The organism is Nonomuraea composti, from assembly GCF_012034275.1.
Lineage (GTDB): Bacteria > Actinomycetota > Actinomycetes > Streptosporangiales > Streptosporangiaceae > Nonomuraea > Nonomuraea composti.
This window is the reverse complement of sequence record NZ_JAATEP010000005.1, coordinates 158114-183905: the sequence shown is the minus strand read 5'-3', so window position 1 is coordinate 183905 and position 25792 is coordinate 158114. Positions and strand designations below refer to the sequence as shown.

At 70.7% G+C, this 25792-nt stretch carries 24 protein-coding genes; 13 read left to right on the top strand and 11 right to left on the bottom strand.

The features are described from left to right. Positions 1–187: 187 nt before the first annotated feature. From HCN51_RS09845 to HCN51_RS09825, 5 genes are all read right to left on the bottom strand, one after another. Positions 188–1981 (bottom strand): phosphoenolpyruvate carboxykinase (GTP), encoded by a 1794-nt coding sequence (locus HCN51_RS09845; RefSeq protein ID WP_168008914.1) that lies wholly within the window; start codon positions 1979–1981, stop codon positions 188–190. A 260-nt stretch (positions 1982–2241) separates the two neighbouring features. Then, entirely contained in the window at positions 2242–2763 is a 522-nt protein-coding gene (locus HCN51_RS09840) for a hypothetical protein (protein WP_168008912.1), read from the bottom strand. Between the two features lie 70 nt (positions 2764–2833). Then, the gene (locus tag HCN51_RS62205; RefSeq protein ID WP_346433592.1) at positions 2834–4015 is read right to left on the bottom strand and encodes a C40 family peptidase; all 1182 of its coding nucleotides are present in this window, start codon (positions 4013–4015) and stop codon (positions 2834–2836) included. A gap of 176 nt (positions 4016–4191) precedes the next feature. Then, complete coding sequence (greA, locus tag HCN51_RS09830; protein WP_043628806.1) at positions 4192–4692, bottom strand: transcription elongation factor GreA; 501 nt, start codon at positions 4690–4692, stop codon at positions 4192–4194. A gap of 108 nt (positions 4693–4800) precedes the next feature. Continuing rightward, the gene (locus HCN51_RS09825; RefSeq protein ID WP_080045132.1) at positions 4801–5220 is read right to left on the bottom strand and encodes a DUF4307 domain-containing protein; all 420 of its coding nucleotides are present in this window, start codon (positions 5218–5220) and stop codon (positions 4801–4803) included. 134 nt (positions 5221–5354) lie between these two features. Here HCN51_RS09825 and mca point away from each other — a divergent pair, with 134 nt between their 5' ends. The 3 genes from mca to HCN51_RS09810 are packed head-to-tail and all read left to right on the top strand — an operon-like array spanning position 5355 to position 6750. After that, entirely contained in the window at positions 5355–6239 is an 885-nt protein-coding gene (gene mca / locus HCN51_RS09820) for a mycothiol conjugate amidase Mca (protein ID WP_168008910.1), read from the top strand. Positions 6240–6288: 49 nt separating this feature from the next. Then, a complete protein-coding gene (locus tag HCN51_RS09815; protein WP_080045130.1) occupies positions 6289–6468 on the top strand; it encodes a hypothetical protein in 180 nt (59 codons plus the stop codon). Beyond that, positions 6469–6750, top strand: coding sequence for a GNAT family N-acetyltransferase (locus HCN51_RS09810; protein WP_168008909.1), 282 nt, complete (start codon positions 6469–6471; stop codon positions 6748–6750). Between the two features lie 16 nt (positions 6751–6766). Here HCN51_RS09810 and HCN51_RS09805 read toward each other — a convergent pair whose 3' ends face one another. Next, positions 6767–7915, bottom strand: a complete 1149-nt coding sequence (locus tag HCN51_RS09805; RefSeq protein ID WP_080045128.1) for a hypothetical protein — start codon at positions 7913–7915, stop codon at positions 6767–6769. 81 nt (positions 7916–7996) lie between these two features. On the opposite strand from HCN51_RS09805, the gene HCN51_RS09800 reads away from it, so the two are divergent. Continuing rightward, complete coding sequence (locus HCN51_RS09800; protein WP_206066784.1) at positions 7997–10000, top strand: thioredoxin domain-containing protein; 2004 nt, start codon at positions 7997–7999, stop codon at positions 9998–10000. An 81-nt stretch (positions 10001–10081) separates the two neighbouring features. On the opposite strand, the gene HCN51_RS09795 is transcribed toward HCN51_RS09800, so the two are convergent. After that, entirely contained in the window at positions 10082–12133 is a 2052-nt protein-coding gene (locus HCN51_RS09795) for a transglycosylase domain-containing protein (protein WP_240972643.1), read from the bottom strand. Between the two features lie 217 nt (positions 12134–12350). Further along, positions 12351–12833 (bottom strand): Lrp/AsnC family transcriptional regulator, encoded by a 483-nt coding sequence (locus tag HCN51_RS09790; protein ID WP_080045125.1) that lies wholly within the window; start codon positions 12831–12833, stop codon positions 12351–12353. 103 nt (positions 12834–12936) lie between these two features. Between HCN51_RS09790 and hppD the strand changes: the two genes are divergently transcribed. The 5 genes from hppD to HCN51_RS09765 all read left to right on the top strand — a co-directional run bounded on the left by hppD (position 12937) and on the right by HCN51_RS09765 (position 17283). Further along, complete coding sequence (gene hppD / locus HCN51_RS09785; protein WP_168008907.1) at positions 12937–14046, top strand: 4-hydroxyphenylpyruvate dioxygenase; 1110 nt, start codon at positions 12937–12939, stop codon at positions 14044–14046. Positions 14047–14080: 34 nt separating this feature from the next. Then, positions 14081–14524, top strand: coding sequence for an RDD family protein (locus tag HCN51_RS09780; RefSeq protein ID WP_168008905.1), 444 nt, complete (start codon positions 14081–14083; stop codon positions 14522–14524). Between the two features lie 47 nt (positions 14525–14571). After that, entirely contained in the window at positions 14572–15984 is a 1413-nt protein-coding gene (locus HCN51_RS09775) for a M1 family metallopeptidase (RefSeq protein WP_240972642.1), read from the top strand. Positions 15985–16057: 73 nt separating this feature from the next. Beyond that, the gene (locus tag HCN51_RS09770) at positions 16058–16603 is read left to right on the top strand and encodes a sigma-70 family RNA polymerase sigma factor (protein WP_168008903.1); all 546 of its coding nucleotides are present in this window, start codon (positions 16058–16060) and stop codon (positions 16601–16603) included. Then, the gene (locus HCN51_RS09765; RefSeq protein ID WP_168008901.1) at positions 16600–17283 is read left to right on the top strand and encodes a hypothetical protein; all 684 of its coding nucleotides are present in this window, start codon (positions 16600–16602) and stop codon (positions 17281–17283) included. Before HCN51_RS09770 ends, HCN51_RS09765 begins: the two co-directional genes overlap by 4 nt. Positions 17284–17436: 153 nt before the next feature. On the opposite strand, the gene HCN51_RS09760 is transcribed toward HCN51_RS09765, so the two are convergent. Continuing rightward, positions 17437–18549: an ROK family protein gene (locus tag HCN51_RS09760; RefSeq protein ID WP_168008899.1), complete on the bottom strand. Its 1113-nt coding sequence runs from the start codon at positions 18547–18549 to the stop codon at positions 17437–17439. Between the two features lie 19 nt (positions 18550–18568). Next, a complete protein-coding gene (locus HCN51_RS09755; protein ID WP_168009122.1) occupies positions 18569–19747 on the bottom strand; it encodes an FIST signal transduction protein in 1179 nt (392 codons plus the stop codon). 198 nt (positions 19748–19945) lie between these two features. Here HCN51_RS09755 and HCN51_RS09750 point away from each other — a divergent pair, with 198 nt between their 5' ends. The 4 genes from HCN51_RS09750 to HCN51_RS09735 all read left to right on the top strand — a co-directional run bounded on the left by HCN51_RS09750 (position 19946) and on the right by HCN51_RS09735 (position 24630). Beyond that, positions 19946–21310 (top strand): sigma 54-interacting transcriptional regulator, encoded by a 1365-nt coding sequence (locus HCN51_RS09750; protein WP_206066782.1) that lies wholly within the window; start codon positions 19946–19948, stop codon positions 21308–21310. Between the two features lie 63 nt (positions 21311–21373). Next, positions 21374–22132: a hypothetical protein gene (locus HCN51_RS09745; RefSeq protein ID WP_168008895.1), complete on the top strand. Its 759-nt coding sequence runs from the start codon at positions 21374–21376 to the stop codon at positions 22130–22132. A 42-nt stretch (positions 22133–22174) separates the two neighbouring features. Then, positions 22175–24133, top strand: a complete 1959-nt coding sequence (locus HCN51_RS09740; protein WP_168008893.1) for a vWA domain-containing protein — start codon at positions 22175–22177, stop codon at positions 24131–24133. Between the two features lie 32 nt (positions 24134–24165). Then, positions 24166–24630, top strand: coding sequence for a GNAT family N-acetyltransferase (locus HCN51_RS09735; RefSeq protein WP_168008891.1), 465 nt, complete (start codon positions 24166–24168; stop codon positions 24628–24630). Position 24631: 1 nt separating this feature from the next. On the opposite strand, the gene HCN51_RS09730 is transcribed toward HCN51_RS09735, so the two are convergent. Then, positions 24632–25768 carry a serine hydrolase domain-containing protein gene (locus tag HCN51_RS09730; protein ID WP_168008889.1) on the bottom strand — a complete coding sequence of 379 codons (1137 nt, stop codon included), beginning with the start codon at positions 25766–25768 and terminating at the stop codon, positions 24632–24634. Positions 25769–25792 lie beyond the last annotated feature (24 nt).

Genomic DNA, 25792 nt, shown 5'->3' with positions numbered 1-25792 from the left:
GCCGGGGTGCCGGGGGCCGGGGTTTTGCTCGTTTAGCTCCCGCCGGTTACATCACCGTGCCGTGGCGGCGACACGCGAACGGCGCCGGCCGTCACGCGGACGCCGGCGCCGTAGGCGCTCCTCAGGCGAAGCTCAGCGGAAGCTCGGACGGAGCTCACACGGAGCTCACACGGAGCTCGGCCGGAGCTCAGCCCAGGCGGTCGAGCAGGGCGTTGTACTCGTCCCACAGCTCCTTGGGAAGGTGGCTGCCGAACGTGTCGAAGTGCGCGGGGATCAGCGCGGCCTCCTCGCGCCACACGTCCCGGTCGACGGTCAGCAGCAGGCGCAGGTCATCCTCCGACAGGTCGAGGCCCTGCGTGTCGAGGTCGGCGGGCAGCAGGCCGATCGGCGTGGGCACGGCCTTGGCCTCGCCGTTGAGCCGCTCCACGATCCACTTGAGCACGCGGCTGTTCTCGCCGAAACCCGGCCAGACGAACTTGCCCTCGTCGTTCTTCCTGAACCAGTTGACGTAGTAGATGCGCGGCAGCTTGGCGCCCTCGCGGCGGCCGATCTCCAGCCAGTGGCCGAAGTAGTCGCCCATGTTGTAGCCGCAGAACGGCAGCATGGCGAACGGGTCGTGGCGCAGTTCGCCGACCTTGCCCTCGGCGGCGGCGGTCTTCTCGGAGGCGACGTTGGCTCCGAGGAAGACGCCGTGCTGCCAGCTCAGCGACTCCGTGACCAGAGGCACGGCGGTGGCGCGGCGGCCGCCGAACAGGATCGCCGAGATGGGCACGCCCTTGGGGTCCTGCCACTCGGGCGCGATGGTCGGGCACTGCGCGGCGGGCGTGGTGAAGCGGGCGTTGGGGTGGGCGGCCGGCTCGTCGCTGTCGGGCGTCCAGGAGCGGCCCTTCCAGTCGGTCAGGTGGGCCGGCGGCTCCTCGGTCAGGCCCTCCCACCACACGTCGCCGTCGTCGGTGAGCGCGACGTTGGTGAAGATGCTGTTGCCCCACAGCGTCTCGATAGCGTTGGCGTTGGTGACCTGGCCGGTGCCGGGCGCCACGCCGAAGAAGCCGGCCTCCGGGTTGATCGCGTACAGGCGGCCGTCCTCGCCGAACCGCATCCAGGCGATGTCGTCGCCGATCGTCTCGACCTTCCAGCCCGGGATCGTGGGCTTGAGCATGGCGAGGTTGGTCTTGCCGCAGGCGCTGGGGAAGGCCGCGGCGATGTAGCGGGTTTCCCCTGAGGGCGGCGTGAGCTTGAGTATGAGCATGTGCTCGGCCAGCCAGCCCTCGTCGCGGGCCATCACGCTGGCGATGCGCAGCGCGTAGCACTTCTTGCCGAGCAGCGCGTTGCCGCCGTAGCCGGAGCCGTAGGACCAGATCTCGCGGGTCTCGGGGAAGTGGCTGATGTACTTGGTGGAGCTGCACGGCCACGGCACGTCCGCCTGGCCGGGCTCCAGCGGGGCCCCGACGGAGTGGACCGCCTTGACGAAGTCGCCGCGCTCCTCGATCAGCCGCAGCGCCCTGTCACCCATGCGGGTCATGATCCGCATGGAGACGGCGACGTACGGGGAGTCGGTGATCTCCACCCCGAGCTGGGAGATCTCGCCGCCCAGCGGGCCCATGCAGAACGGCACCACGTACATGGTGCGGCCGCGCATGCAGCCCTTGAACAGCTCGCCGAACGTCTGGCGCATCTCGCCGGGCGCGATCCAGTTGTTGGTGGGCCCGGCGTCCTCGCGGCGCTCGGAGCAGATGAAGGTACGGTCCTCGACCCGCGCGACGTCGGTGGGGTCGGACTTGGCGTAGAAGCTGTTGGGCCGGGCGGCCAGACGCGTGAGCGTGCCCTGCTCCACGAGGAGGTTGGTGAGCCGAGTCCACTCCTCCTCCGACCCGTCGCACCACTCGACGCGGTCCGGCTGGGTGAGGGCTGCGATCTCGTTCACCCACGCGGCCAATTGGCTATTGCTGGTGGGCGCTTCTACTTCCACGGAAACGGACACGACTTGACTCCTCCACTCTCTCAGGGCCCAGTCATCATTAACGACGAAGCACCCAGAAAGCCAATTGGCGTAGACCTGTCGGCCGGGCGTGTCGCCGCAGGCAGCGGCCCTGATGATTGGGGGAGCCTACCCAGCCGCGAAGGATTTAAAAGAGCAATTTCCAGCACCTTCGGAGGCCAGTGGTCCAGTCCAATTAAGCTGGTCTAAACCAATTAGCGCAGTGGTTTAGTCCTTTCCGTGAGCCGTTTCCGCTGGACGGTCTATGAATGGACGTCGGGCCCCGCCGAGCGGACGCGGTCGACGTGCTGCAGGGCGTCGCGCAGCTCGGCGAGCCATTCGTCGGCGTTCTTCCCGACGAGGCGGACGCACCAGGCGAGCGCGTCGCTGCGGCTTCTGGCCACGCCGGCGGCCACGAGCGTGTCGAGCACCTGCCGCTCGGCCTGGCGCAGCCGCGTCATCACGGGCACGGAGAGTGTGGTGAACATCACAGTCTCGCCGCCGCAGACCACGCCCCACGACACCTTCTGGCGGAACCGGCGCTCGGCCTCCCTGGCGATCTCGATGCGCCGCTCCCGCGTCTCCTCCCTGAACCGCCTGGCCAGCCCCTCGATCAGGGCCGGCCGCTCGGCCTCGGGCGTGTCGGCGGGGGGGTCGGGCAGGGTGCCGAGCACCGCGATCTCCTCGCGGTCCCTGACGATCTCGGGCGCTGCGGTGAACCAGCCTTCGGGCAGGCGGCCGGTGAACCAGGCCCGCACCTGCGCGGTCGTGTCGTCTGTTGCCATGTAATCATCATTACACTCTTGCGGGCCGCAACGCACGCAGGGCTAGGAGGACCTGCCGTGGAGGAAAGGCTCAGCGGACCTTGGCCGCCGCTATGGGGCTGACCCGGACGACGCCCGCCAGGTTCCTGGTGTTCACGGGGACGATCTTCACGACGTCACCGGTACGGGGTGCGTGAAGCATCTTCCCGTTACCCCAATAAATCGCCACATGGGAGATGTAGTCGGGGTTCGTCGGGTCGTTCCGCCAGAAAAGCAGGTCACCGGGCTGCGCCTGCGACAGCGGCACCTGCGGCCCCGTCACCCACTGCTGGTGCGTCACGCGCGGCATCCGCACCCCCGCCTGCCCGTAGGCCCACTGGACCAGACCGGAGCAGTCGAAGGTGTCGGGACCCTCAGCGCCCCACACGTACGGGCGGCCCAGCTTGGAGACCGCCGCCCGGAGCGCCACCGTGAGCTGCTCGCCGGACATGAACGAGCCCGCCGGCCAGCTCCGCTCGGTCACCTTCTGCCGCGGCTGCGGCAGCACCGGGTTGACCGTGGCCACCTGCGTGCCCTTGCCCAGCACCTTCTTGATCTTCCTGGCCAGCGTGTCGGAGTTCGCCTTCGGCGCGCTGACGATGAGCGCGTTGTCGCGGGGCAGCCCCAGCGCGCGGCCGACCTCCTTGGACACGACCGCGTCCACGGCGCCGAACCCCGTGGTGGCGTACGCGCCGATGCGCAGCTGCCGGGCCCCGCCCGCCGACACCCGGCTGTGCAGCGTCAGGCCGCCGTCGTTGCCGAGCACGAACGAGACCGCCACGTCCCCGGCCGCGACGTTCTGCCACAGCGCGTCGGACGAGGCGGTCACCTTGGGCGTGTAGGACCGGAACGTGGAGGGGTTGACGGCCAGCGTCTGCACCCGCTTGCCGTCGAGCGTGACCGAGGCCGCGTCGGCCAGCTCCAGCGCCCGCACGCCGGAGAGCCTGGCGACCTTCTGCAGCATCTCGTTCGTGAACGGCTTGTTGGTGAGCACGAACAGGTTCGGCTTGTGCAGCTTGCTCAGCGGCGCCACCGGCTGCCCCGTCGTGACCGGCTGCTGGGCCGGCGGCTGCGTCTGCCGGGCGGGCGGCCGCAGGGGCCGCTTCTGCGCCAGCGGCGTCTGCCTGGGGGTGGCGCGCACGGCCTCGCCGGGCGCCAGCGAGGCGTCCGGCCGGGTCAGTAACAGCACGTCGGCGGTCAGCACCGCGACCAGGGCCACCACGATGAACGGCACCAGCTTGTACGTGTTGCGCCGCTTACGGCTCTTGACCAGGAAGCTGAGGTCCTGCCGGATCCCGGAGCCCTGCGCGTACGGACCCGCCCCATGAGGCCCATGCGGCCCATGCTGAGCGGGCCCATGCCAAAACGCCGCCGGGCCAGCGTGGGCCCGGCGGTCGTGGTCCGTGGGGGTCAGTTGCCGATGTACGGCACAGCCTCGAGGATCTCGACGGTGTTCTGCCGTCCGTTGGGCAGGGAGTAGGTGGCCTTCTCTCCGATCTTCTTCCCGTTGATCGCCGCCCCGAGCGGGGACTTGGGCGAGTAGACGTCGATCGGCGCTCCGCTCTCCTCGCGGGAGGCGAGCAGGAAGGTGACCTCGTCGTCGTCACCGACGAACCGGATGGTCACGGTCATGCCGGGGCCCACCACGCCCTCGGCCTTGGGGGCCTCTCCGACCTGGGCGTTGTCGAGAATCTGCCGGAGGTGGAAGATCCGGGCCTCCATCTTGCCCTGCTCGTCCTTGGCGGCGTGGTATCCACCGTTCTCGCGCAGGTCGCCCTCTTCACGAGCGGCCTCGATCTTCTTGGCGATGTCGACGCGCCCGGGGCCGGAGAGATACTCGTACTCCGCCTTCAGGCGGTCGTACGCCTCCTGCGTCAGCCAGGTGACGTTCTCATCGCGAGAGTCGGCCACGGGTTCTCCTTGCTTGCCTAGGGGGCCCTGAGATCACTTGAGGTTGCGTACGGTTGAATTGCGAAAGGCTAACAACTTAACCGCTCGAACGCTTCCCCAAATGTCTCACTATACGAGATTGCAGTACTGGATGTGGACGGAAGTCGCCTGACCGCTCGTGTCGAGGCTTTCCTTGAGCTGCTTACTACCCTCACCAGCCGCGATTCTTACTTCCTTGCTGCCCACTTCCGCATGATTGACGTCCAGAGCCCTGATCCGGCAGACGGCCACCCTATCGTCTGGCTTGTATACCTCAAAGGTGATCTCGGCGCTGCTGGGACCGTTGACTTTGAACGTCACGACCTGCGCCGGCGCCTCCGACCCGCCGGCCGTCATCGACCACATGACGTAGCCCCAGCCACCGGCGATGATGGCCACCAGCACGCCGATCACCACGTGGACGACCAGCCGGCCACCTCGTTTGGGTCGGTCTGGGAAGTCGTCGGGCGTGCCGAGAACTGGCCCGTTCCCGGCATCTCTGGTGACCATGGCGGAATCTCCCTGCACTCCCTCGGCGTTATCCGAGACAATTGTCGCCCGCGAGGGGTGTGCCCTCGCGACCGCCCAGCAGAAACTAACCTCTCTGGGCGACTGACCGGTCCCTACTGAGGAGCATCGAGCCCGTGAGTGCACCGCTGAGGCTGATGGCCGTTCACGCCCACCCCGACGACGAGTCGAGCAAGGGCGCCGCCACGATGGCGCGTTACGTGCGTGAAGGCGTGGAAGTGCTGGTCTGTACCCTCACGGGCGGCGAGCGCGGATCCGTGCTCAACCCGAAGATGGACCGGCCCGAGATCGTGGCGAACATCGCGGAGGTGCGCAGGGCCGAGATGGCCAGGGCGCGCGAGATCCTCGGCGTGGAGCAGCGTTTCATGGGCTTCGTGGACTCCGGGCTGCCGGAGAACGAGGACGAGCCGCTCCCCGAGGGCTGCTTCGCGCTGCAGAAGTTGGAGGACGCCGCGGCGCCGCTGGTGGCCGCCGTCCGCGAGTTCAGGCCGCACGTGATCATCACCTACGACGACGACGGCGGCTACCCGCACCCCGACCACATCATGACCAACAAGGTCTCCGTGGAGGCGTTCGAGGCGGCCGGCGACCCCGACCGCTACCCCGGCACCGGCGACCCGTGGCAGCCGCTCAAGCTCTACTACCAGATGGGCTTCACCAAGGAGCGCTTCGAGGCGCTGCACGAGGCGATGACCGAGCGCGGCCTCGGCTCCCCGTACGCCGACTGGATCTCCCGCTGGGAGGACCGCCCCGCCAAGTGGCCGGTCACCACGCGCGTGCCGTGCGGCGACTACTTCGAGATCCGCGACGAGGCGCTGAAGGCGCACGCCACCCAGGTCGACCCCGACAGCTGGTGGTTCGTCTGCCCGCGCGAGCTGCAGCAGGAGATCTGGCCGACGGAGGACTACCACCTCGCCCGCTCGCTGGTCGACACCGAGCTGCCCGAGGACGACCTGTTCGCCGGCATCCACGCCGACGAGGTCGAGCCCGCCTGCCACTGACGACTCCTCTGGCCGGACCATCACCCCCTGGTGGCAGACTGGAGGGGTGATGGTTCTAGCAGCAGGTGAAGTGAGCCCGGGCCTGCTCGGGTTCGTCGTCGTGGCCTTGCTCGGGCTCGCCCTGTACATCCTGATCAAGTCGATGAACAAGCAGATGTCGAAGATCCAGGTGCCCCGCGAGGGCGAGGCCGAGGGCGAAGCCCGCGACGAGGAGAAGGCCAAGAAGTAGATGGCGATCGAAACAGTCGACAACTCGGCGGAGAGCCGCTTCGAGATCCTCGTGGACGGCAAGGTCGCCGGGTTCGCCGACTACCTCCTGCTGCCCACGAAGATCGTCTTCACGCACACCGAGGTGCTGCCCGCCTACGAAGGGCAGGGCCTGGCGGGCCGGCTGGTCGAGCACGCCCTGCGGGCGAGCGCCGACACCGGCCTGCGCGTCGAGCCGCGCTGCCCCTACGTGGCCAAGTACATCCAGCGCCACCCCGAGTTCCAGAGCCTGGTGGACGCGTAGCCGTCCTGTATCCGGGTCACTCCGAGGAGGGCGTCCAGGCGCGTTCCAGCGCCTTGGGCAGCCCCCACCAGCCCAGCGGGGTGAGCACCTCGTCCTGGTCGACGATGCCGAGGTGGCGCCACAGGCTCACCACCGACTCGAACAACCCTTCCGTCGCGTCGAGGTCGTCGTCGTCCTGCTCGTCGATGTCGATGTCCTCCGACTCGGCGATGAGCCGGGCCATCCGCTCCGGCGAGGCCAGCACCCCGGGCCCCAGCCGGACGAGCGCCGCCACCCCCGCCAGCCAGTCGGCGTGCTGGATCGCGCAGAGGTTGGCCAGCGCGGTGTCCTCGTCGCTCAGGTCCCCGTCGAGGTCGGCGAACTCCTCCAGCATGTCCTCGCCGTCGGACAGGTCCGAGATGGGCCCCGCCACGCCTGCCGCGACCGCCAGCCACAGCTCCACGTCGTCGTCCGGCACCGGCCGGTCGCCGAAGCCGGCGCAGGCCCGCAGCACGTTGGCCGGGTAGCCGGGCAGGGCGAGCAGCGCGCGCAGCCGTCCGGCGGCCGCCGTCAGCTCCGCGACGGGCAGCTCGGGCTGCTTGGGCAGCTCGGCCATGATCCGCCGCAGCTCCGACAGCGCGAACGCCTCCTCCTCGTCCCACGCCGCGAACAGCTCCTCGTCCTGCTCGTCGCTGACCGCGAACCCGGGCACCCGCCCGTCGGGCAGCGGCGTGCCCAGCCAGCGCTCCTGCAGCTCCTCGTAGGCCGCGCGGGCGTCCTGGTCGCCGGTCGCCAGCGCGTCGGGGTCGATCTCCCCCGCCTCGACCCGCTCCTCCAGGTACGCCACCAGCCGGGCGAACATCTCGGTCGCCACGGGCCCGCGCTCGTCCTCCTCCGGCCAGACGAAGTAGCTGGGCGTCATGAGGATCGGCTCGGTGCCCGTGGACTCCACCCACCGCTGCACGTCACCCACCGTGGCCACGCCCGCCTCGATCGAGCTGAGCGTCGACTTGGCCGACTCCCAGAAGGCGAGGGAGAGCGGGTTGCCCGCCGACATCATGGCCCGCCGCAGGTCGGGCAGCGCCACGAGCGCCACGCCCGACGGCACGGCGAGCAGCGCGCGTGCCACGTCCCTGCGCGTGAGGGCCGACGCCGGACGACCGGCCTGGGCGCAGACGAAGTCCATATCCACGTGCGTAACCTACGCCGTACCGGCCTGCCAAGTCATCGCCGCCCGCCCGGCTAGGGTGGGCGGTGGAGGTCCCTGATGAACCGCTTGAAAGACGCGACGAGCCCTTACCTGCTGCAGCACGCCGACAACCCCGTCGACTGGCATCCGTGGGGTGAGGAGGCGTTCGCGGAGGCCAGGCGGCGTGACGTGCCGCTGCTCATCAGCGTCGGCTACTCGGCGTGCCACTGGTGCCACGTCATGGCGCACGAGAGCTTCGAGGACGCCGAGACGGCGCGGCTGATGAACGAGCACTTCGTCAACATCAAGGTCGACCGCGAGGAGCGGCCCGACGTCGACGCCGTCTACATGGGCGCCACGCAGGCCATGACGCATCAGGGCGGCTGGCCCATGACGGTGTTCGCGACGCCCGACGGGCACCCGTTCTACTGCGGCACGTACTTCCCGCGCCCCCACTTCCAGCGCCTGCTCACCGAGGTCCACAACGTGTGGACGGGCGACAGGGAGTCGGTGCTCAAGCAGGGGGCGAAGGTGGTGGAGGCGCTCAACACGCACACCACGCTGCCCAGCGGGCCGCTGCCGGGCGAGGAGACGCTGCGGCAGGCCGTGCACAACCTGCGGGAGTCGTTCGACGCGGCGAGCGGCGGGTTCGGCGGGGCGCCGAAGTTCCCGCCTTCGATGGTGCTGGAGTTCCTGCTGCGTTCGGGCGAGCGCGAGATGAGCGGCAAGACGCTCGACGCCATGGCGCGTGGCGGCATGTACGACCAGCTCGGCGGCGGGTTCGCCCGGTACAGCGTCGACGCGCGGTGGGTCGTGCCGCACTTCGAGAAGATGCTCTACGACAACGCCCTGCTGCTGCGCGTCTACACGCACTGGTGGAAGGCGGGCGGCGGCGAGCTGGCCCGGCGGATCGCGCTGGAGACGGCCGACTGGCTGCTGCGCGAGCTGCGCACGCCTGAGGGCGGCTTCGCCTCGGCCCTCGACGCCGACAGCGAGGGCGTGGAGGGCAAGTTCTACGTCTGGACGCCCGGCGAGCTGCGCGAGGTGCTCGGCGAGGACGACGGGCGGTGGGCGGCCGGCCTGTTCGAGGTGACGCCCACGGGCACGTTCGAGCACGGCACGTCGGTGCTGCAGCTCCTGCGCGACCCCGAAGACCAGGCGCGCTACGCCGACGTGCGGGCCCGGCTGCTGGCCGCCAGGGAGCTGCGGGTGCGCCCGGGGCGTGACGACAAGGTCGTGGCCTCCTGGAACGGCCTGGCCATCGCGGCCCTGGCCGAGACCGGCGCCGTCTTCGAGCGCCCCGACCTGGTGGCGGCGGCCACGGCGGCCGCCGAGCTGATGGCCGCCACGCACGTGCGCGGCGACCGGCTGCTGCGCACGTCCAGAGACGGCAGGCCCGGCAAGAACGCCGGGGTGCTGGAGGACTACGCGAACCTGGCCGAGGGCCTGATCTCCCTGTACGGCGTGACGGGCGAGCCGCGCTGGCTGCGGCTGGCGGGCACGCTGCTCGACACCGTGCTCGCCCGCTTCTCCGACGACGACGGCGGCTTCTACGACACCGCCGACGACGCCGAGCGCCTCTTCCAGCGCCCTCAGGACCCGACCGACAACGCCACCCCCTCCGGCCAGTACGCGGCCGCGGGCGCGCTGCTCTCCTACGGCGCGCTGACCGGCTCCACCCGCCACCGCGAGGCCGCCCAGGCGGCGCTCGGCACCGTGTCGGTGCTGGCGGCCGGGCACGCGAGGTTCGCCGGGTGGGGGCTGGCCGTGGCGCGGGCGGCGCTGTCGGGGCCCGTGGAGGTGGCCGTCGTCGGGCCGGCCGACGATCCGCGTACGGCGGCGCTGCACCGGGAGGCGCTGCTCGCGGACGTGCCGGGGCTCGTGGTGGCGCTCGGCAGGGGCGACACCGTCGACCGGGGCACGGGTGACGCGCTGGTGCCGCGCGAGGCCGCCTTCCCCGCCCTGTTGGAGGGGCGGGGGCTGGTGGGCGAGGCGCCCGCCGCGTACGTGTGCAGGGGGTTCACCTGCCGGATGCCGGTGACGACCGTCGAGGAGCTGCGCGCGGAGCTGACCGCGGGCTGAGCTGACCGCGGGCTGAGCTGACCGCGGGCTGAGCTGACCGCGGGCTGAGCTGACCGCGGGCTGAGGGGCTGAGACGGCGGGTCAGCGGCCGCCGCCCGGTTGTTCCTGGCGGCCGCCCCTGCCCTGGTCCACGCCGCCCTCCGGCACCGACGGCTGGTCGGGCAGGTCGGGGTCGGGCGGTGAGGTCTGCTCCGGCTGCTCGTCGGGCCCGCGCCCGCCGTCGTCCGGGGTCTCGGTCACGGGTGGCTCGTCGGAGAACGGCGGCGGGGTCGTGCCGGGCTCGGGCCGGTCGTCCCAGCCGTCCTGGCTGGGCGGCGGGCTGTAGCCCTGGTCGGGCTGCTGGGTGTCGCGGTCGGGCTCGGAGTAGCGGGAGGTCCAGCCGTACTCGGACGGCTCGGGGAACTCCTCGACGGGTTTGCCCTCCATCGCGACGGTCATGAACTCGCGCCAGATCTGCGCGGGCAGCTGGCCGCCGAACTGGGTGCCGTAGCCGGGGATGGTGACGGTGGCGTTGTCGTCGCGGAACATGTTCACCGCGACCGCGAGCTGCGGCGTGAAGCCGTTGAACCAGACGGACCTGGAGTCGTCGGTGGTGCCGGTCTTGCCGGCCACCGGGCGGTCGTAGAGGCGGGCGGCGGTGCCGGTGCCGTACTTGACGACCTGCTGCATCGCGTACGTCGTGTCGGCGGCGGCCTGCCCGCCCACCACCTTGGTCTCGACGGGCTTGACGACCTCCTTGCGGCCTTCCGCGTCGGTGACGGACTTGACCACGTGCGCCTCCACGTGCACGCCCTTGTTGGCGAAGGTGGAGAAGCCGGAGGCGTTCTGGACGGCGCTGACGGAGGAGACGCCGAGCGGGAAGGAGGCAGCCTCCTTCTGCTTGTCGAGCTGCTCGGCGGGGATGCCGGCCGCCTCGGCGACCTTGGCCACCTTGTCCAGGCCGACCTTCTGGCCGAGGTCCACGAAGGCGGTGTTGACGGAGTTCTGGGTGGCGCTGATGAGATTGATCTGGCCGTAGGAGCGGTCGCCGTCGTTGGGGATGGCCTGGGAGGCCGAGGCGACGCGCAGCGGCGAGTTGCCGTCGACGCGGTCGGACAGCTCGAAGCCGTTGTCGAGCGCGGCGGCCAGCGTGTACGGCTTGAACGTGGACCCGGCCATGACCTTGGCCGAGAAGGCGCTGTCGTAGTACCGGGACTGCGACGGCTTGCCGCCGTAGAAGGCGACGACCTCGCCGGTGGCGGGGTCGACGGCCGCGAGGCCGGTACGCACCTTCTTGGGCGTGTCGTCCGGCAGGGTGTCCTCGACCGCGCGCTGGGCGGCGGTCATGAGCTTCTTGTCGAACGTGGTGACGATCTTGAGGCCGCCGCTGTTGATGTCCTCGTCGGTGTAGCCGCGCCGGTTCAGCTCGGCGGTGACCTGCTCCAGCATGTACTGGGCCTGGCCCTTGAGCTCGAACGGCTTCTTCGGCGTGGTCAGCTCGGGGAACTGCTGCGCGGCCACCTGCTCGGCCGTCAGGGCGCCGGTCTGGCCCATGGCGTTGATCACCGACTGCCAGCGCTCCCTGGCGGCGACCAGGTCGGTGCCCTTGGGGTCGGCGAAGCGGCTCGGCTGCTGGATCACCGCGGCGAGGTAGGCGCCCTCGGACACGGTCAGCTCCTCGACGTCCTTGCCGAAGTAGGCGCGGGCGGCCGACTGGATGCCGTTGGCGCCGCGGCCGAAGTAGATCGTGTTGAGGTACTGCTCCAGCACCCAGTCCTTCGACTTGGACTGGTCGACCTTCATCGCGATGAGGATCTCCTTGAACTTGCGGGTGACGGAGCGTTCCTGGCTGAGCCCGCTGTAGTAGTTGCGGACGAGTTGCTGGGTGATGGTGGAGCCGCCCTGGAGCTGCTGCCCGGTGAGGGTGGACCAGACGGCCCGGCCGGTGCCCTTGAGCGAGACGCCGGCGTCCTCGTAGAAGGAGCGGTTCTCCGCCGCGATGACCGCGTCGCGCACGTGTTCGGGCACCCTGGCGAGCTCGACCTTCCTGCGGTCGACGCCCTGCCGGGCGAGCACGGATTTACCGTCGCGGTAATAGATCACCGAGCCCTGCGCGGTCGCCTGCTTCTGCGTCGTGTCGGGAATGGGAGTCAATGCCCAGGCAATGGCGAAAAGCCCCGCCAGTACGACGATTCCCGTGCCTATGGAAACCAGGAGAACCCGGAGAATCCGCCGCCGCTTCCGCATTCCTTTACCACCGCCACTCCGCACCCTCGACCCCCTCGTCAAGCCTCGTCCAACCCCCGCAAGCTGGGCGAATGGTAAGGGTAAACGATCGACAACGGTGCCTAGTCCCCTGTCGATAGTACGTCTATCGCCCCTCCCGACGCGGAACATCGGCGACCAACGGCAGCACCCGATAGGGAACCGGCGTGTCGAGCGCAATGATCGAATTCGTCCGCAACACTCCCTGCACATCGACGATTCGATCGATGACGCGCTGTAAATCGGCGTTCGTCCTGGCGACCACGCGGCACAAAAGATCGCTGTCGCCGGTGATCGTGTGCACCTCCAGCACTTCGGGAATGCGGGCCAGCCGGTCGGCCACCGGATCGTGCCCGGCCACCTGCCTGATCTCCATGCTGACGAACGCGGTGACGTGGTAGCCGAGCGCGGCGGGCGACACGTCGGGGCCGAAGCCGGTGATCACTCCCCGCTCCATGAGCCGGTCGAGCCGGGCCTGGACCGTGCCGCGGGCCACGCCGAGCCGCCGCGAGCACTCCAGCACGCCGAGCCGGGGCTCGGCGGTCAGCAGGGCGATCAGCCGGGAGTCGAGTTCGTCGATCGTCGTCATGCTGTACAGAACTACCGCACTGTTCGCCCGAACACTAGGCAGATTGTCTACTCATTCAAGTAACTCTTGCGCAACTCGTCCAGCCAAATCAAGAGTTAGGGGTATGAGTGATGTCTTTCCGGTCAACGGCATGCACGCCGTGGTGTTCGCTGTCGGGAACGCCCGGCAGGCCGCCCACTACTACTCCACCGCCTTCGGGATGCGGCTCGTGGCCTACAAGGGGCCGGAGAACGGCAGCCCCGACGTGGCCGCGTACGTGCTGACCTCGGGCAGCGCCACCTTCGAGCTGCGGGCTTCACTGCGCCCCGGCACGGACCTGGCGCGGCACGTGGCCGAGCACGGCGACGGCGTCATCGACCTGGCCATCGAGGTGCCCGACGTGGAGGCCGGCTACGCCTACGCCGTCGCCCACGGCGCGAAGGGCCTGGCCGAGCCGCACACCGTGGAGGACGAGCACGGCAAGGTGGTGCTCGCGGCCGTCGCCACGTACGGCGAGACCCGGCACACCCTGGTCGACACCTCCAACTACGGCGGCCCCTACCTGCCCGGCTACGTCCCCGCCGAGCCGCTCGTCGCGCCGCCCGCGACGAAGAACGGCCGGCTGTTCCAGGCGATCGACCACTGCGTCGGCAACGTCGAGCTGGGCAAGATGGACGAGTGGGTGGAGTTCTACCGCAAGGTGATGGGCTTCACGAACATGGCGGAGTTCATCGGCGACGACATCGCCACCGAGTACTCCGCGCTCATGTCGAAGGTCGTGGCCGACGGCACGCGCAAGGTCAAGTTCCCGCTCAACGAGCCGGCCATCAGCCGCAAGAAGTCGCAGATCGACGAGTACCTCGAGTTCTACCGGGGCCCGGGCGTGCAGCACATCGCGCTGGCCACCAACGACATCCTGACCACGGTCGACCACATGCGGGCCGCCGGCGTGAGCTTCCTGCAGACGCCCGACTCGTACTACGACGACCCCGAGCTGCGCGCCCGCATCGGGCAGGTGCGCGCCCCGATCGAGGAGCTGAAGAAGCGCGGCATCCTGGTGGACCGCGACGAGGACGGCTACCTGCTGCAGATCTTCACCCAGCCCGTCCAGGACCGGCCCACGGTCTTCTTCGAGCTCATCGAGCGGCACGGCTCGCTCGGATTCGGCAAGGGCAACTTCAAGGCGCTGTTCGAGGCGATCGAGCGGGAGCAGGAACGCAGGGGCAACCTTTAGTTTGTCCCGACTTGGTGGGGGTCATCCAGACATCATGGGATTGCCGCCACCGGGGCTGGCGGGGCGCTGGCGACGGCTGTTCGCCGGCGTCCTCGACCTGCTCATCGTCAACGTCGCCGTCGGTCCGTTCACCTGGACGAGCTGGAGCCCCGTCTGGGACGGGAGCAGGGACGGCACGCAGCCCTACCCTGTTGAGCACACCTTCGTGGCCGGCCTCGTCGCCTTCCTCTACTTCTGGCTGCTGCACGCCTTCTGGAACGGTCAGACTCTGGGCAAGAAGCTGTTCGGTCTCCGTGTCGTGTCCGAGTTCGGCGGGAGAATAGGCGTGGGGCAGGCAGCGGTCAGGCAGGCCGTGTTCACCGCGCTCGGCTGGCTGTGCTGCGTCGGCTCCCTCGTGGACCTCGGCTGGATCCTCTTCGACCCCCGCAAACAGGCCGTACACGACAAGGCCGCCAGGACGGTCGTCGTGAACGCCTGACTCAGCGTAATATTCAGGTCACGGACTGAAGGGGGCTCGTTACTCTCATGCGTTCCAAGAGACGCGGGGTGGCCATGCTCGTCACGCTCGTCAGCGTGCTGGCCTGCTCACCCGCCGACGAGCCCACCCCGCCCGCCGCCGGGCAGAGCGTCGCCGACCGGCGCGCGGGCGCGCCCGGCATCGGCGACCCCGACTTCCCGCGCGACGGCAACGGCGGCTACGACGTCACCCACTACGACCTCGTCGTCGACTACACGCCCGCCACCAAGCGGCTCGACGGCGTCACCACGCTCAGCGCCGCCGCCAAGCACGAGCTGACCAGCCTCAACCTCGACCTGGCCGGGCTCGACGTGCGCGAGGTCGCCGTCAACGACACGCCCGCCGCGTTCACCAGGAAAGGCGACGAGCTGACCGTCCGGCCCGCGCGGGCCATCCCCGACGACGCCTCCTTCAAGGTCAAGGTCGTCTACAGCGGGCTGCCCAAGCCGGCCAACGACAACGCCAACCTCGGCACCTACGGCTTCATCCCCACCGCCGACGGCGCGTTCGTGGCCTCCGAGCCCAACGGCTCCAAGACCTGGTTCCCCAGCAACGACCACCCCGCCGACAAGGCCACGTTCGACTTCACGATCACCGTGCCCGCCGGGGTGACCGCCCTCGCCAACGGCGAGATGGTCGGGCAGCCCGTCACCTCCGGCGGCAAGACCACCTACCGCTGGCGCGAGCGCCACCCGATGGCGACCTACCTGGCCACGGCCACGCTCGGCAAGTTCGACCTGCGCCAGGGCAGCACCGCCGCCGGCATCCCCAACCTCGCCGCCACCGACCCCAGGTTCAAGAGCTCGCTCGGCCCGCTCTACACGCTCTCCGGGCAGATCACCGACTACTGGGCGACCGTGTTCGGCCCCTACCCGTTCTCCTCCACCGGCGGCATCGTCGACGACTACTCCGCCGGCTACGCCCTGGAGAACCAGACCAAGCCCCTGTACGGCGGCTTCCAGCCCGACGAGACGATCATCGCGCACGAGCTGGCGCACCAGTGGTTCGGCAACAGCCTGACGATCAAGCGCTGGAAGGACCTCTGGCTCAACGAGGGCTTCGCCACCTACGCCGAATGGCTCTGGGCCGAGCACAAGGGCACCAAGACGGCGGAGGCCACGTACAAAGAACTGCTCAAGCGCCCCGCCGCCGACCCGATGTGGAAGTATCCCCCGGGCCGCGCCAAGCCCGACGACCTGTTCAACCAGTCCGTCTACATCCGCGGCGGCATGACCCTGCACGCGCTGCGCAGAGCCATCGGCGACCCCACTTTCTTCACCCTGCTCAAAGCCTGGACCTCCGCCCACCGCTACGGTCACGTGACCACCGAGCAGTTCGTCGCGCTCGCCGAGCGGCTGTCCGGCAAAAACCTCGACGCGCTCTTCGACGCCTGGCTCTTCCAGCCCCGCAAACCCGCCTGACCTGCGCGGAAACGCTCCTCGTCGCCCGGTCCAAGTAAAGGTGTAAGGGCGAACGACGAAGGGAGCGAGGCCAGTGCGCCTCCACGAGGACCCTGCGGCCTTTGAGGCCTTCTACCGCCGCCACGTCGATGCCGTGTTGCGTTTCGTGGTCCGGCGAGTGAGTGATCCTCACCTCGCCGCCGACCTGACGGCCGACATCTTCCTGGCGGCCCTGGACTCCGCGCACACCTACGTGCCCGGCCGGGGCAACGAGACAGCCTGGCTGTACGGCATCGCACGCAACGTCGTGTCGGCCCGGCACCGCCAGGCCGCGCGCGAGGCACGCGCCACCGGCCGCCTGGCCGGGCGGCGCCTGATGGACGACGACGACCTCGCCAGGATGGAGGAGCGGATCGACGCCGAGCGGCAGATGCGCAACGCCCTGAAGGCCATGGACGGCCTGCCGGAGGGCGAGCGCGCGGTGCTGGAGCTCGTCGCCATCGACCAGCTCACCGTCGCCGAGGCCGCCAAGGCGCTCGGCATCAGGCAGGTCACCGCGCGAGTCCGCCTGCACAGGGCCCGGCGCGCCCTCGAACGCTTCGCGTCGCCCTCGGCCGTGTACCTGGAAGGACAGGCATGAGCAACTTCGAAGAGCGCCTTCTCAGTGCACTCAAGGAAGAGATCACGACGAGGAAGGCGGAGCACACGATGACGACGGTGACACCGGCCCCGGGCCGCCCCCGGCGACGGGTCGCGGGGCTGTCCGCCGCGGTGGCGGGGGTCGCGGCGGCCGCCACCGCGGCAGTCCTGGCCGGCGGCCTGCTCGGCGGGCCCGCGTACGCGGTGACCCGCGGCGCCGACGGCAAGGTCAGCGTGGAGATCAACACGTTCACCGACCCGGAAGGGCTCGAAGTCGCGCTGGGCGACGCGGGGATCCGCGCCGTCGTCGACTACCTCCCGCCCGGCCAGACCTGCGAGAAGCCGCGCGGCGAGCCCGCCGGCGACACCGCCGGCCGCTTCGCGGCCCGCATCGGCGCTGGGAAGGGCGACAAGACGCTCACCTTCACGGTCGAGGACGGGCAGGTCGGGGCCGGCCACACGCTGGTCCTGACCGTCTCCAAGAGCAAGGAGGGCGACGACAAGGCGCCCACGGCACTGGACCTGAGCGTCGTCAAGGGCGCCGTCTCCCCCTGCCGGGCCGTCCCGCTGCCCGCACCCACCGGGGACGGGGCCACGAAGGGGCAGGACGAGGGGCCCGGGTTCGACACGAGCACGGAGCAGCCGAGCCAGGGGCCGACCCTGGACAGCAAGACCGGCTGACGCCCTCTCCTGGGCCCGGCGGCACCCTCCCGAGCAGCACGGGGGCCGCGGGGCCCGCCTCCGCGTCTTGCGGTCAGGCGTGCTGGACCGGTCGTCTGACGTCCTGGAGTGGCGGGGTGCTGGAGCGGCGAGACGTCCTGGGGTGGCGGGGCGTCAGGTGCCCTGGGCCGGCCAGTAGGTGCCGTCTGCCAGCAGCAGGGCGGCGGCGCCCACCAGGCCGGCGTCCTGGCCCAGCGCGGCGGGCAGGACCCGCACGTGGCGGGCGAACCCCATCCTGGCGTGCTCCCGCAACGCCTCCTCCAGCGGGCCGAACAGCGGCGCGCCCGCCTGCGACAGGCCGCCGCCGATGGTGATGACGTCGAGGTCGCACAGGTGCGTCACGGAGGCGAGGGCGACCCCGAGCGCCCGGCCGGCACGGCGCATCGCCCGCGCCGCGACCGCGTCCCCCGCCCGCGCGTCCGCCGCGAGCTGCCGCGCCGTCACGGCCCGATCCTCCGCGTACGCCCCGTCCGCCGCCGCAGCGGACCCGATGCCGTCACCGTCCGCCGAGCCGCGCAGCGCCACCGCGGACCCACCGCCGCCACCGTCCGCCGAGTCAAGCAGCACCGCACCAGCTCGGGCAGTCTCGCGGTCTGTCCCGTCGCGGAGCGTTGCGGTGGGGGACGCGGCGGAGGCGGTGCCGGGGGTCCAGCCGTGGGACAAGGCCCAGGTGACCAGGGCCGGGCCTCGGGCGATGGCCTCCAGGCAGCCGTGGCCGCCGCAGCCGCACCGCGGGCCGCCCGCCGGTTCGACCACCACGTGGCCGATGTGGCCGGCGTTGCCGGTGCGGCCGTGGTGGAGGCGGCCGCCGAGGATGAGGCCGCCGCCCACCCCCGTGGACACGACCATGCCGAGCATGTCCGTGCTGTCCCGCCCGGCGCCCAGCCAGTGCTCGGCCACGGCCAGGCAGACGGCGTCGTTGTGCAGCCGTACCGGTGAACCGGGGAGCAGGGCGGTCAGGCGGGCGCGCAGGGGGAAGCCGCGCCAGCCCGGGATGTTCAGGGGCGAGACGGTGCCGTCGGGCCAGGTGAGCGGGCCGCCGCAGCCGACCCCCACCCCTTCGGCGCCGGGGGCGAGCGGGGCGATGAGGCCGGCGAGCGTCCGCCACAGGGTCTCGGCGTCGGCGCCCTGCGGTGTCGCGACCCGCCTGGTCGCGGTCACGGTGCCGTCGTGGGCGACCAGCCCGGCGGCCATCTTGGTGCCCCCGACGTCGACGGCCAGGATCACGTGCGTCGGCCGTATACGCTCACGACCCGCCCGACGTGCTGGAGGAGAACACCAGGACGGAGGCCGTGAAGCCGTGCACGTGGTTGTGCCCGGCCACCGGGCCGACCTCGCCGGCCGAGAAGAAGCCGGCCACCCCGATGGGCCCGAGGGTGTCGCGGAGGGCGACGGGGTCGTGGTCGGCGGTGCCGAACATGGCCGAGCCCCGCCCGTTGCAGGAGAACAGCAGCGCCCCTTCGACCCGGCCGAGCTCCTCGCGGTGGGCGTCGAGCACGTCGTACAGGTCCTCGTCGGCGGTGGCGGCGTCGCGGACCTGGAAGCGGACGGTGCGGCCGACCTCGACGATGTCGCCGATGGCGACGGCCTCGCGCTCGGGGTCGATGCCGATGACGCCGCGGATGAGGAAGTCGCCGCGTTCGTGGCGTTCGGCGTACTCGTCCATGGCGAGGCCGATCTGCAGCCCGGAGGCGACGAGCTCGCGGTCGTCCTCGTCGAGCTCGCTGACGATGTCCTCCAGGCGGGCCAGGGCGGGCTGGCCGGCCAGCTCCAGCAGGAGGTTGTCCTCGGAGGCGGTGACGACCATGCTGGGGCCGATGGGCCGGCAGCCCTGGCTCACCACGGTGCTGATCTTGATCGGGCCGCTGAGCAGCACGCCGATGGCGCCTTCGGTGTAGATCTCGCCGTCGGCGAAGAGCCGTACGGAGCCCCGTCCTTGCAGCCCGTTGGCGAGGCCGCCGATCAGCGGCAGGTCGCCCAGCACGTCCACGGAGCGCTCGACGAAGGCGTCCGTGGGGAAGCTGTACGGGTCGACGAGCAGGATCGCGACGTGGTCGTCGCCGCCGCGCTCGGGCAGCCCGACGACCACGAACCGGTCCTCGGCCGTCAGCGTCTCCAGGGCGAACGTGGTCAGCCGCGCCCCTTCGAGGGTGGCCGCCCACGCGCTCACGGCGGGCGTCAGCTCCACTCCTTGCCCGTCACCGATCACGCCGGTGGCGCTGCATCCGATCACGTGCGCCTCGGGTGCGAGCTTCATCGCGGCCTGGCCGGCGCGGGCGACGTCGTCGGGATCGTCGCCGCAGATGAAGAAGCAGACCAGGTCGGCTTGGCCGCTGAGCCTCGACAGTGCCTGGCCGACGGCGTTCTCCGCGGCCTCCACCAGGTCGGAACCCACGGCGAGGCCGTCGGCGAAGCGGCTGGTCATCAAGGCCACGGGTCTCGCCTCCCTCGACATGTCCAAGTTCCCTAGGCCCGATTCTCCCCACTAAAGGGACAAGCACGCGCACGAACCGTCACGCAATAGTCAAGATCCGAAATCTCCGCCAGATGCGAAAGTCTCTGCCACATTCCTCGCAGGGGACGTAGTCTCGATCCCGTGCATCAGCCACGTATTCTCCGCGAGTTGCGAGAGAGCGGCCACGTTCATCGCACCGTCAAGGCCGAGATCCGGGAAAACCTGCTGGCCAGGCTGCGCGCGGGCGAGCCGCGCTTCCCCGGCATCGTGGGCTTCGACGACACCGTCCTGCCGCATCTGGAGCGGGCCCTGCTCGCCGGGCACGATCTGGTCCTCCTCGGTGAGCGGGGTCAGGGCAAAACCCGGCTCATCCGCACGGTCACGGGCCTGCTCGACGAATGGACGCCGGTGGTCGAGGGCTGCGAGATCAACGACCATCCGTATGAGCCGGTCTGCACGCGCTGCCGGAAGCTGGCGCGCGAGCTGGGCGACGAGTTGCCCGTCGCGTGGAAGCACCGGGACGAGCGGTACGGCGAGAAGCTGGCCACGCCCGACACGTCGGTGGGTGACCTGATCGGCGACGTCGACCCCATCAAGATCGCCGAGGGGCGCACGCTGGGCGACCCGGAAACGGTCCACTACGGCCTGGTGCCGCGCACCAACCGGGGTGTCTTCTCCGTCAACGAGCTGCCCGACCTGGCCGAGCGCATCCAGGTGTCGCTGCTCAACGTGCTGGAGGAGCGCGACATCCAGGTACGCGGCTACAACCTGCGGCTGCCTCTCGACATCCTGCTCATCGCCAGCGCCAACCCCGAGGACTACACCAACCGCGGCCGGATCATCACGCCCCTGAAGGACCGTTTCGGCGCCGAGATCCGCACCCACTACCCGTTGACGGTCGAGCACGAGCTGGCCCTCATCCGCCAGGAGTCCGTGCCGGACATCGGGGCCGACGTCCCCGAGCACCTGGTCGAGGTGATCGCCCGGTTCACCCGGCTGGTCCGCGAGTCGACGGCGGTCGACTCCCGTTCCGGCGTGTCGGCCCGCTTCGCGATCGCGGCGGCCGAGACCGCGGCCGCCTCGGCCGTGCGCCGGGCGGCGATCGCCGGCGAGGAGCAGGCGGTCACCCGCGTGGTGGACCTGGCGTGCGTGGTGCACAGCCTGCGGGGCAAGGTGGAGTTCGAGGTCAGCGAGGAGGGCAGGGAGACCGAGATCCTGGCCCACCTGCTGCGCCGGGCGACGGCCGAGACGTTCAGGAGCCGGCTGGGCGGCATGGACCTGTCGGCGCTGACCGACAAGTTCGCCGAGGGCACCCAGGTCGAGTCGGGCGAGCTGGTGCCGGCGGCCGAGCTGCTGCACCGCATCGGGCCGGTGGCGGGGCTGGCCAAGGTGATGGCGCGGCTGGGCATGGGCACGGGCGAGGAGTCGCCGGGGCACGCGGCGGCGGCCCTGGAGTTCGCTCTCGAAGGGCTTTACCTCATGCGGCGGCTGTCCAAGGAAGACCTTGACGGAGTCACGGTTTACCGGACGTGAACGGGTCGGCGGTCTCTCGCGTCATAGTGGATGTCTGATCACTTTGTTCGGGGGAGACCGTTCATGCGCCTGCTCGTCGCCTTTGCCACCGCCGCTGCCACCCTTCCCCTGAGCGTCGTCCCCCTGGGCGCGGCTTCCCTGAGCGTGCCCGCCGAGGCGGCCTCGGCCGTGTACGGCTTCGCCTGGGCCGACGGCAAGGGGCACCTGCGCATCGTGCCGAAGTCGGCCTCCCGGGCGACGCGGCGGACGTTCGCGTTCAAGGCCCTGCCGAAGGCGAAGGAGCTGCGGCTCGACTACACCAGGGCCGCGTACGGACGCGTCACGACCGCGTGCGACCTGAAGGAGACCGAGGGCCGCGTCGCCGTGGACGCCAAGGGCCTGGGGCGCACGAAGTGCACGCCCGCGCACCTGGCGGACGAGCTGGGCAGCGGCCCGGTGCCGGTGCGGGTCGAGCACGCGGGCGGCAAGGCGACGAAGGTGAACGAGATCCTGGTGACGAGCTGGGGCAGCCCCCGCACGGCGACCGGCACGATCAAGCGGGCCGGCGACACGTCCGTCCTGCTCACGACCGGCGGCAAGCAGATCAAGCTGGGGTACGCGTACACGACGGCCTTCTACCGCACCACGGCGAGGTGCGGTGACGCCTGGCTGGCCGGCAAGCCGGTGAACGCGGACAGGAACGGCCTGGGCAAGAAGATGTGCACGTGGACGGACCTCACCAAGGCGCTCAAGGGCGCCGCGCACCCGGTGCTGGTGAAGGTGGACTACACGCCGGGCGTCGACGCGCTGAACGAGGTGTGGGAGGTCTACGGCGACGCCTGAACCCACACAAAGAGCCGCTTCTCGGGTTAGCGTGGTTTCGTGATGGCCTTTCGCTATGGCGAGTACCACGACGGCCCCGACCCCCTGGCCCCTCCCTACGACGTACGAGCGGCGCTCGACGAGATGGGCGACGCCATCCTGTCGGGCTCGACGCCCGTGCACGCCCTGCGTGACCTGCTCAAGCGCGGCCTGCCGGGCGCGCAGGAGCGGCGCGGGCTCGACGACATGCTCAGGGAGGTCCGCAGGCGCCGCCGCGACCTGCGCGAGCGCGGGCGGCTCGACGGCACGCTGGAGCGCGCCAGGGCCCTGCTGGACAAGGCGATCGGGCAGGAGCGGGCCGAGCTGTTCCCCGACCCGTCGGACGACGCGCGGCTGCGGGAGGCGGGGCTCGACGCGCTGCCCGAGGACACGGCCAGCGCCATCCAGGAGCTGAGCACGTACGAGTGGCGCTCGAACGCGGCCAGGCAGACGTTCGAGGAGCTGCGCGACCTGCTGCGCAGGGAGGTGCTGGACAGCCAGTTCAGGGGCCTGCGCGACGCGCTGGCCAACCCTGACCCGGAGGCGATGGAGCGGGTCCGGCAGATGATGTCGGACCTGAACGACATGCTGGACAAGGACTCCAGGGGCGAGCACACCCAGGCCGACTTCGACTCCTTCATGGCGAAATATGGAGACCTGTTCCCCGAGAAGCCCCGCAACCTCGACGAGCTCGTCGACATCCTCGCCCGCCGCGCCGCCGCCACGCAGCGCATGCTCGCCTCGATGACGCCGCGCCAGCGCGAGGAGCTGAGCAACCTCATCAACCAGACCCTTGACCAGGCGGGCCTGTCCGACCAGATGCGCCGGCTCGGCGAGGCCCTCTACGCCCGCCGCCCCGACCTGGCCTGGAACGCCCCCGAGCGCCTCACCGGCGACGAGCCCCTGGGCATGGGCGACGCCGTCACCGCGCTGGAGGAACTGGCCGACCTCACCCAGCTCGAGACCGCCCTGCGCCAGGACTACCCGGGCGCGCGGCTCGACGACATCGACGAGGCCGCCGTACGCCGCGCGCTCGGCCGCTCCGCGGTGGACGACCTGGAGGCGCTCAAGCGCATCGAACGCGAGCTGGAGGAGCAGGGCTACCTGCTGCGCCGCCGCGGCAAGCTGGAGCTCACCCCGAAGGCCGTGCGCCGCCTGGGCGAGACCGCGCTGCGCCGCGTCTTCTCCTCGCTCGACGCGGGCCGCCGCGGCGACCACGACCAGCACGACGCGGGCTCGGCCGGCGAGCTGACCGGCTCGTCGCGGCCGTGGCGGTTCGGCGACGAGCAGCCGCTCGACGTCGTCCGCACGCTGGTCAACGGCGTGCGCAGCGGCGGCGTCACGCTCGGAGACCGGGTCGGCGTGCGGCTGTCGGTGGACGACTTCGAGGTGGCCGAGACCGAGCGGCGCAGCGCCGCGGCCGTCTGCCTGCTGGTGGACCTGTCGTACTCGATGGCCCTGCGCGGCACCTGGGCCGCCGCCAAGCAGACCGCGCTGGCGCTGCAGGCGCTGGTCGCCTCCAAGTTCCCGCAGGACGCCGTACAGATCATCGGCTTCTCCAACTACGCCAGGGTGCTGCAGCCCGACGAGCTGGCCGGCCTCGACTGGGACATGGTCCAGGGCACGAACCTGCACCACGCCCTGCTCATCGCCGGCCGCCACCTCGACCGCCACCCCGACTTCGAGCCGGTCGTGCTCGTCGTCACCGACGGCGAGCCCACGGCGCACCTCATGCGCAACGGCCGGTCGGCGTTCGAGTGGCCGCCGTCGCACGAGACGCTGGAGCTGACGCTGGCCGAGGTCGACAAGATGACCCGGCGGCGGGCCACGATCAACGTGTTCATGCTGGCGGCCGACGACCGGCTCAAGGAGTTCGTGGACGAGGTGGCCCGCAGGAACGGCGGCCGGGTCTTCTCCCCGAGCGCCGAACGGCTCGGCGAGTACGTCGTCAACGACTTCCTGCGGTTGCGACGGGCTCGCTGAACTGTCGGTGGCGGCTGGCAGACTCGGCCGGCATGGACGACATCGTGCTGATCAGGGACGTGACGGAGGCCGACCTGGAGGTGTTCCTGGAGCAGGAGCACGATCCGGAGGCCGTGCGGCGCTCCCGGTTCCGGCCCCGGGAGCGGGAGGCGTTCCTGCGTCACTGGAAGACGAACGTCCTCGGCGACCCGGCCGCGCTCGTGCAGGCCGTCGTCGTGGGAGACGAGCTGGCGGGCAACCTGGTGGCGTGGTGGGAGGGTGATCGGCGCTTCATCGGCTACTGGCTGGGCCGGGCGTTCTGGGGGCGCGGCATCGGCACCCGCGCGCTCGGGCTCTTCCTCGCCAAGGAGCGGCACCGGCCCCTGTACGCCGACCCCTTCCACGGGAACACGGCGTCGGTGCGGCTGCTGGAGAGGCACGGGTTCGAGCGGGCGGGCACGGTGCGGCACGGCGACGACGAGCACGTCCTGCTCGTGCTGCACGCATCGAAGGAGTAGCTCACCGCGCGCCGGCCGCGTACCGCCAGAAGTCCCGCATCCACGGGTCAGGGGCCGGGCTGTCCACGCCGAGCTGTGTGAGGAGGACGGCCACCGTCCCCGTGGACGGGATGACGTGCGCGGAGGTGCCGGTGCCGCCGACCCATCCGTACCGGCCCGGCACGTGCCACGGCTCGTCGGCGGTGAGGTCCACCGAGCCGCCGAACCCCCATCCCTGCCCCTCCAGGAACAGCTCGCCGATCTTCCGCTGGGCGGCGGTGGTGTGGTCGGTGGTCATCAGCCGTACCGACGCGGCCGACAGGAGCCGCCGCCCGTCGGCCGTCACGCCGCCGGCCAGCAGCATGCGGCCGAAGGCGAGCCAGTCGCGGGCGGTTCCGGCCAGCCCGCCGCCGGCCAGGGGGAAGGCGGGCAGGCTGCTCCACTGCCCGTCCGGGCCGTCGGCCAGTTCCAGGCTCCGCCGGTAGTAGCTGGTGAACCGGTGGCGCTTGGCCTCGGGAACCTCGAACGCCGTGTCGGCCATGCCCAGTGGCTCGAACACCCGCTCCGCCAGGAAGGCGGGCAGCGGCTGGCCGCTGACTCGGCTGATCAGCAAGCCCTGGAGGGTGGAGCAGGTGTCGTACAGGAACGCCTCGCCCGGCTGGTACAGCATCGGCACCTCGGCCAGCTCCGCCAGCCACACATCCGCCTCGGGGAAGCTGCGGACCTCGCGGCCGTCGCGCTGCACCGCGAACAGCCGCCGCACGGCGGGCAGCGTGAAGTCCGACGGGAAACCGTAGCCGGCGGTGGAGGTGAGCACGTCGTACACGGTGATCGGGCGGGCGGCCGGGACCACGTCGTCGATCTCGCTGGACGGCGTGCGCACGACCATCGGCTCGGCGAGCTCAGGAAGCCACGTGCGGATCGGGTCGTCGAGGGCGAGCCGCCCGTCCTCGATGAGGATCATGACCGCGGCGGCGGCGATCGGCTTGCTGATGGAGGCGATCCGGAAGATCGAGTCGGCCGCCATCGGGGCGCCGCCGACGGCCATCGCCCCGGCCACTGCCACTTCCACCTGGTCTCCGCGAGCCAGCAGCGCCACCGCGCCCGGCAGCGGGCCGTCGTCGACATATCTCTGAAGCAGGCCGTGCAGGTCCGCCATCGTCTTGCCCCTTTCGTGCGTCGT

Coding starts and splice junctions, on each gene's coding strand:
- HCN51_RS09825 (WP_080045132.1), bottom strand. CDS start 5,220: ATGGTCACCAGAGATGCCGGGAACGGGCCAGTTCTCGGCACGCCCGAC.
- HCN51_RS09815 (WP_080045130.1), top strand. CDS start 6,289: ATGGTTCTAGCAGCAGGTGAAGTGAGCCCGGGCCTGCTCGGGTTCGTC.
- HCN51_RS09790 (WP_080045125.1), bottom strand. CDS start 12,833: ATGACGACGATCGACGAACTCGACTCCCGGCTGATCGCCCTGCTGACC.
- HCN51_RS09755 (WP_168009122.1), bottom strand. CDS start 19,747: ATGACCAGCCGCTTCGCCGACGGCCTCGCCGTGGGTTCCGACCTGGTG.
- HCN51_RS09805 (WP_080045128.1), bottom strand. CDS start 7,915: ATGGACTTCGTCTGCGCCCAGGCCGGTCGTCCGGCGTCGGCCCTCACG.
- HCN51_RS09800 (WP_206066784.1), top strand. CDS start 7,997: ATGAACCGCTTGAAAGACGCGACGAGCCCTTACCTGCTGCAGCACGCC.
- HCN51_RS09735 (WP_168008891.1), top strand. CDS start 24,166: ATGGACGACATCGTGCTGATCAGGGACGTGACGGAGGCCGACCTGGAG.
- HCN51_RS09775 (WP_240972642.1), top strand. CDS start 14,572: ATGCGTTCCAAGAGACGCGGGGTGGCCATGCTCGTCACGCTCGTCAGC.
- HCN51_RS09780 (WP_168008905.1), top strand. CDS start 14,081: ATGGGATTGCCGCCACCGGGGCTGGCGGGGCGCTGGCGACGGCTGTTC.
- HCN51_RS09740 (WP_168008893.1), top strand. CDS start 22,175: ATGGCCTTTCGCTATGGCGAGTACCACGACGGCCCCGACCCCCTGGCC.
- HCN51_RS09810 (WP_168008909.1), top strand. CDS start 6,469: ATGGCGATCGAAACAGTCGACAACTCGGCGGAGAGCCGCTTCGAGATC.
- HCN51_RS09745 (WP_168008895.1), top strand. CDS start 21,374: ATGCGCCTGCTCGTCGCCTTTGCCACCGCCGCTGCCACCCTTCCCCTG.
- HCN51_RS09840 (WP_168008912.1), bottom strand. CDS start 2,763: ATGGCAACAGACGACACGACCGCGCAGGTGCGGGCCTGGTTCACCGGC.
- HCN51_RS09730 (WP_168008889.1), bottom strand. CDS start 25,768: ATGGCGGACCTGCACGGCCTGCTTCAGAGATATGTCGACGACGGCCCG.
- HCN51_RS09765 (WP_168008901.1), top strand. CDS start 16,600: ATGAGCAACTTCGAAGAGCGCCTTCTCAGTGCACTCAAGGAAGAGATC.
- hppD (WP_168008907.1), top strand. CDS start 12,937: ATGAGTGATGTCTTTCCGGTCAACGGCATGCACGCCGTGGTGTTCGCT.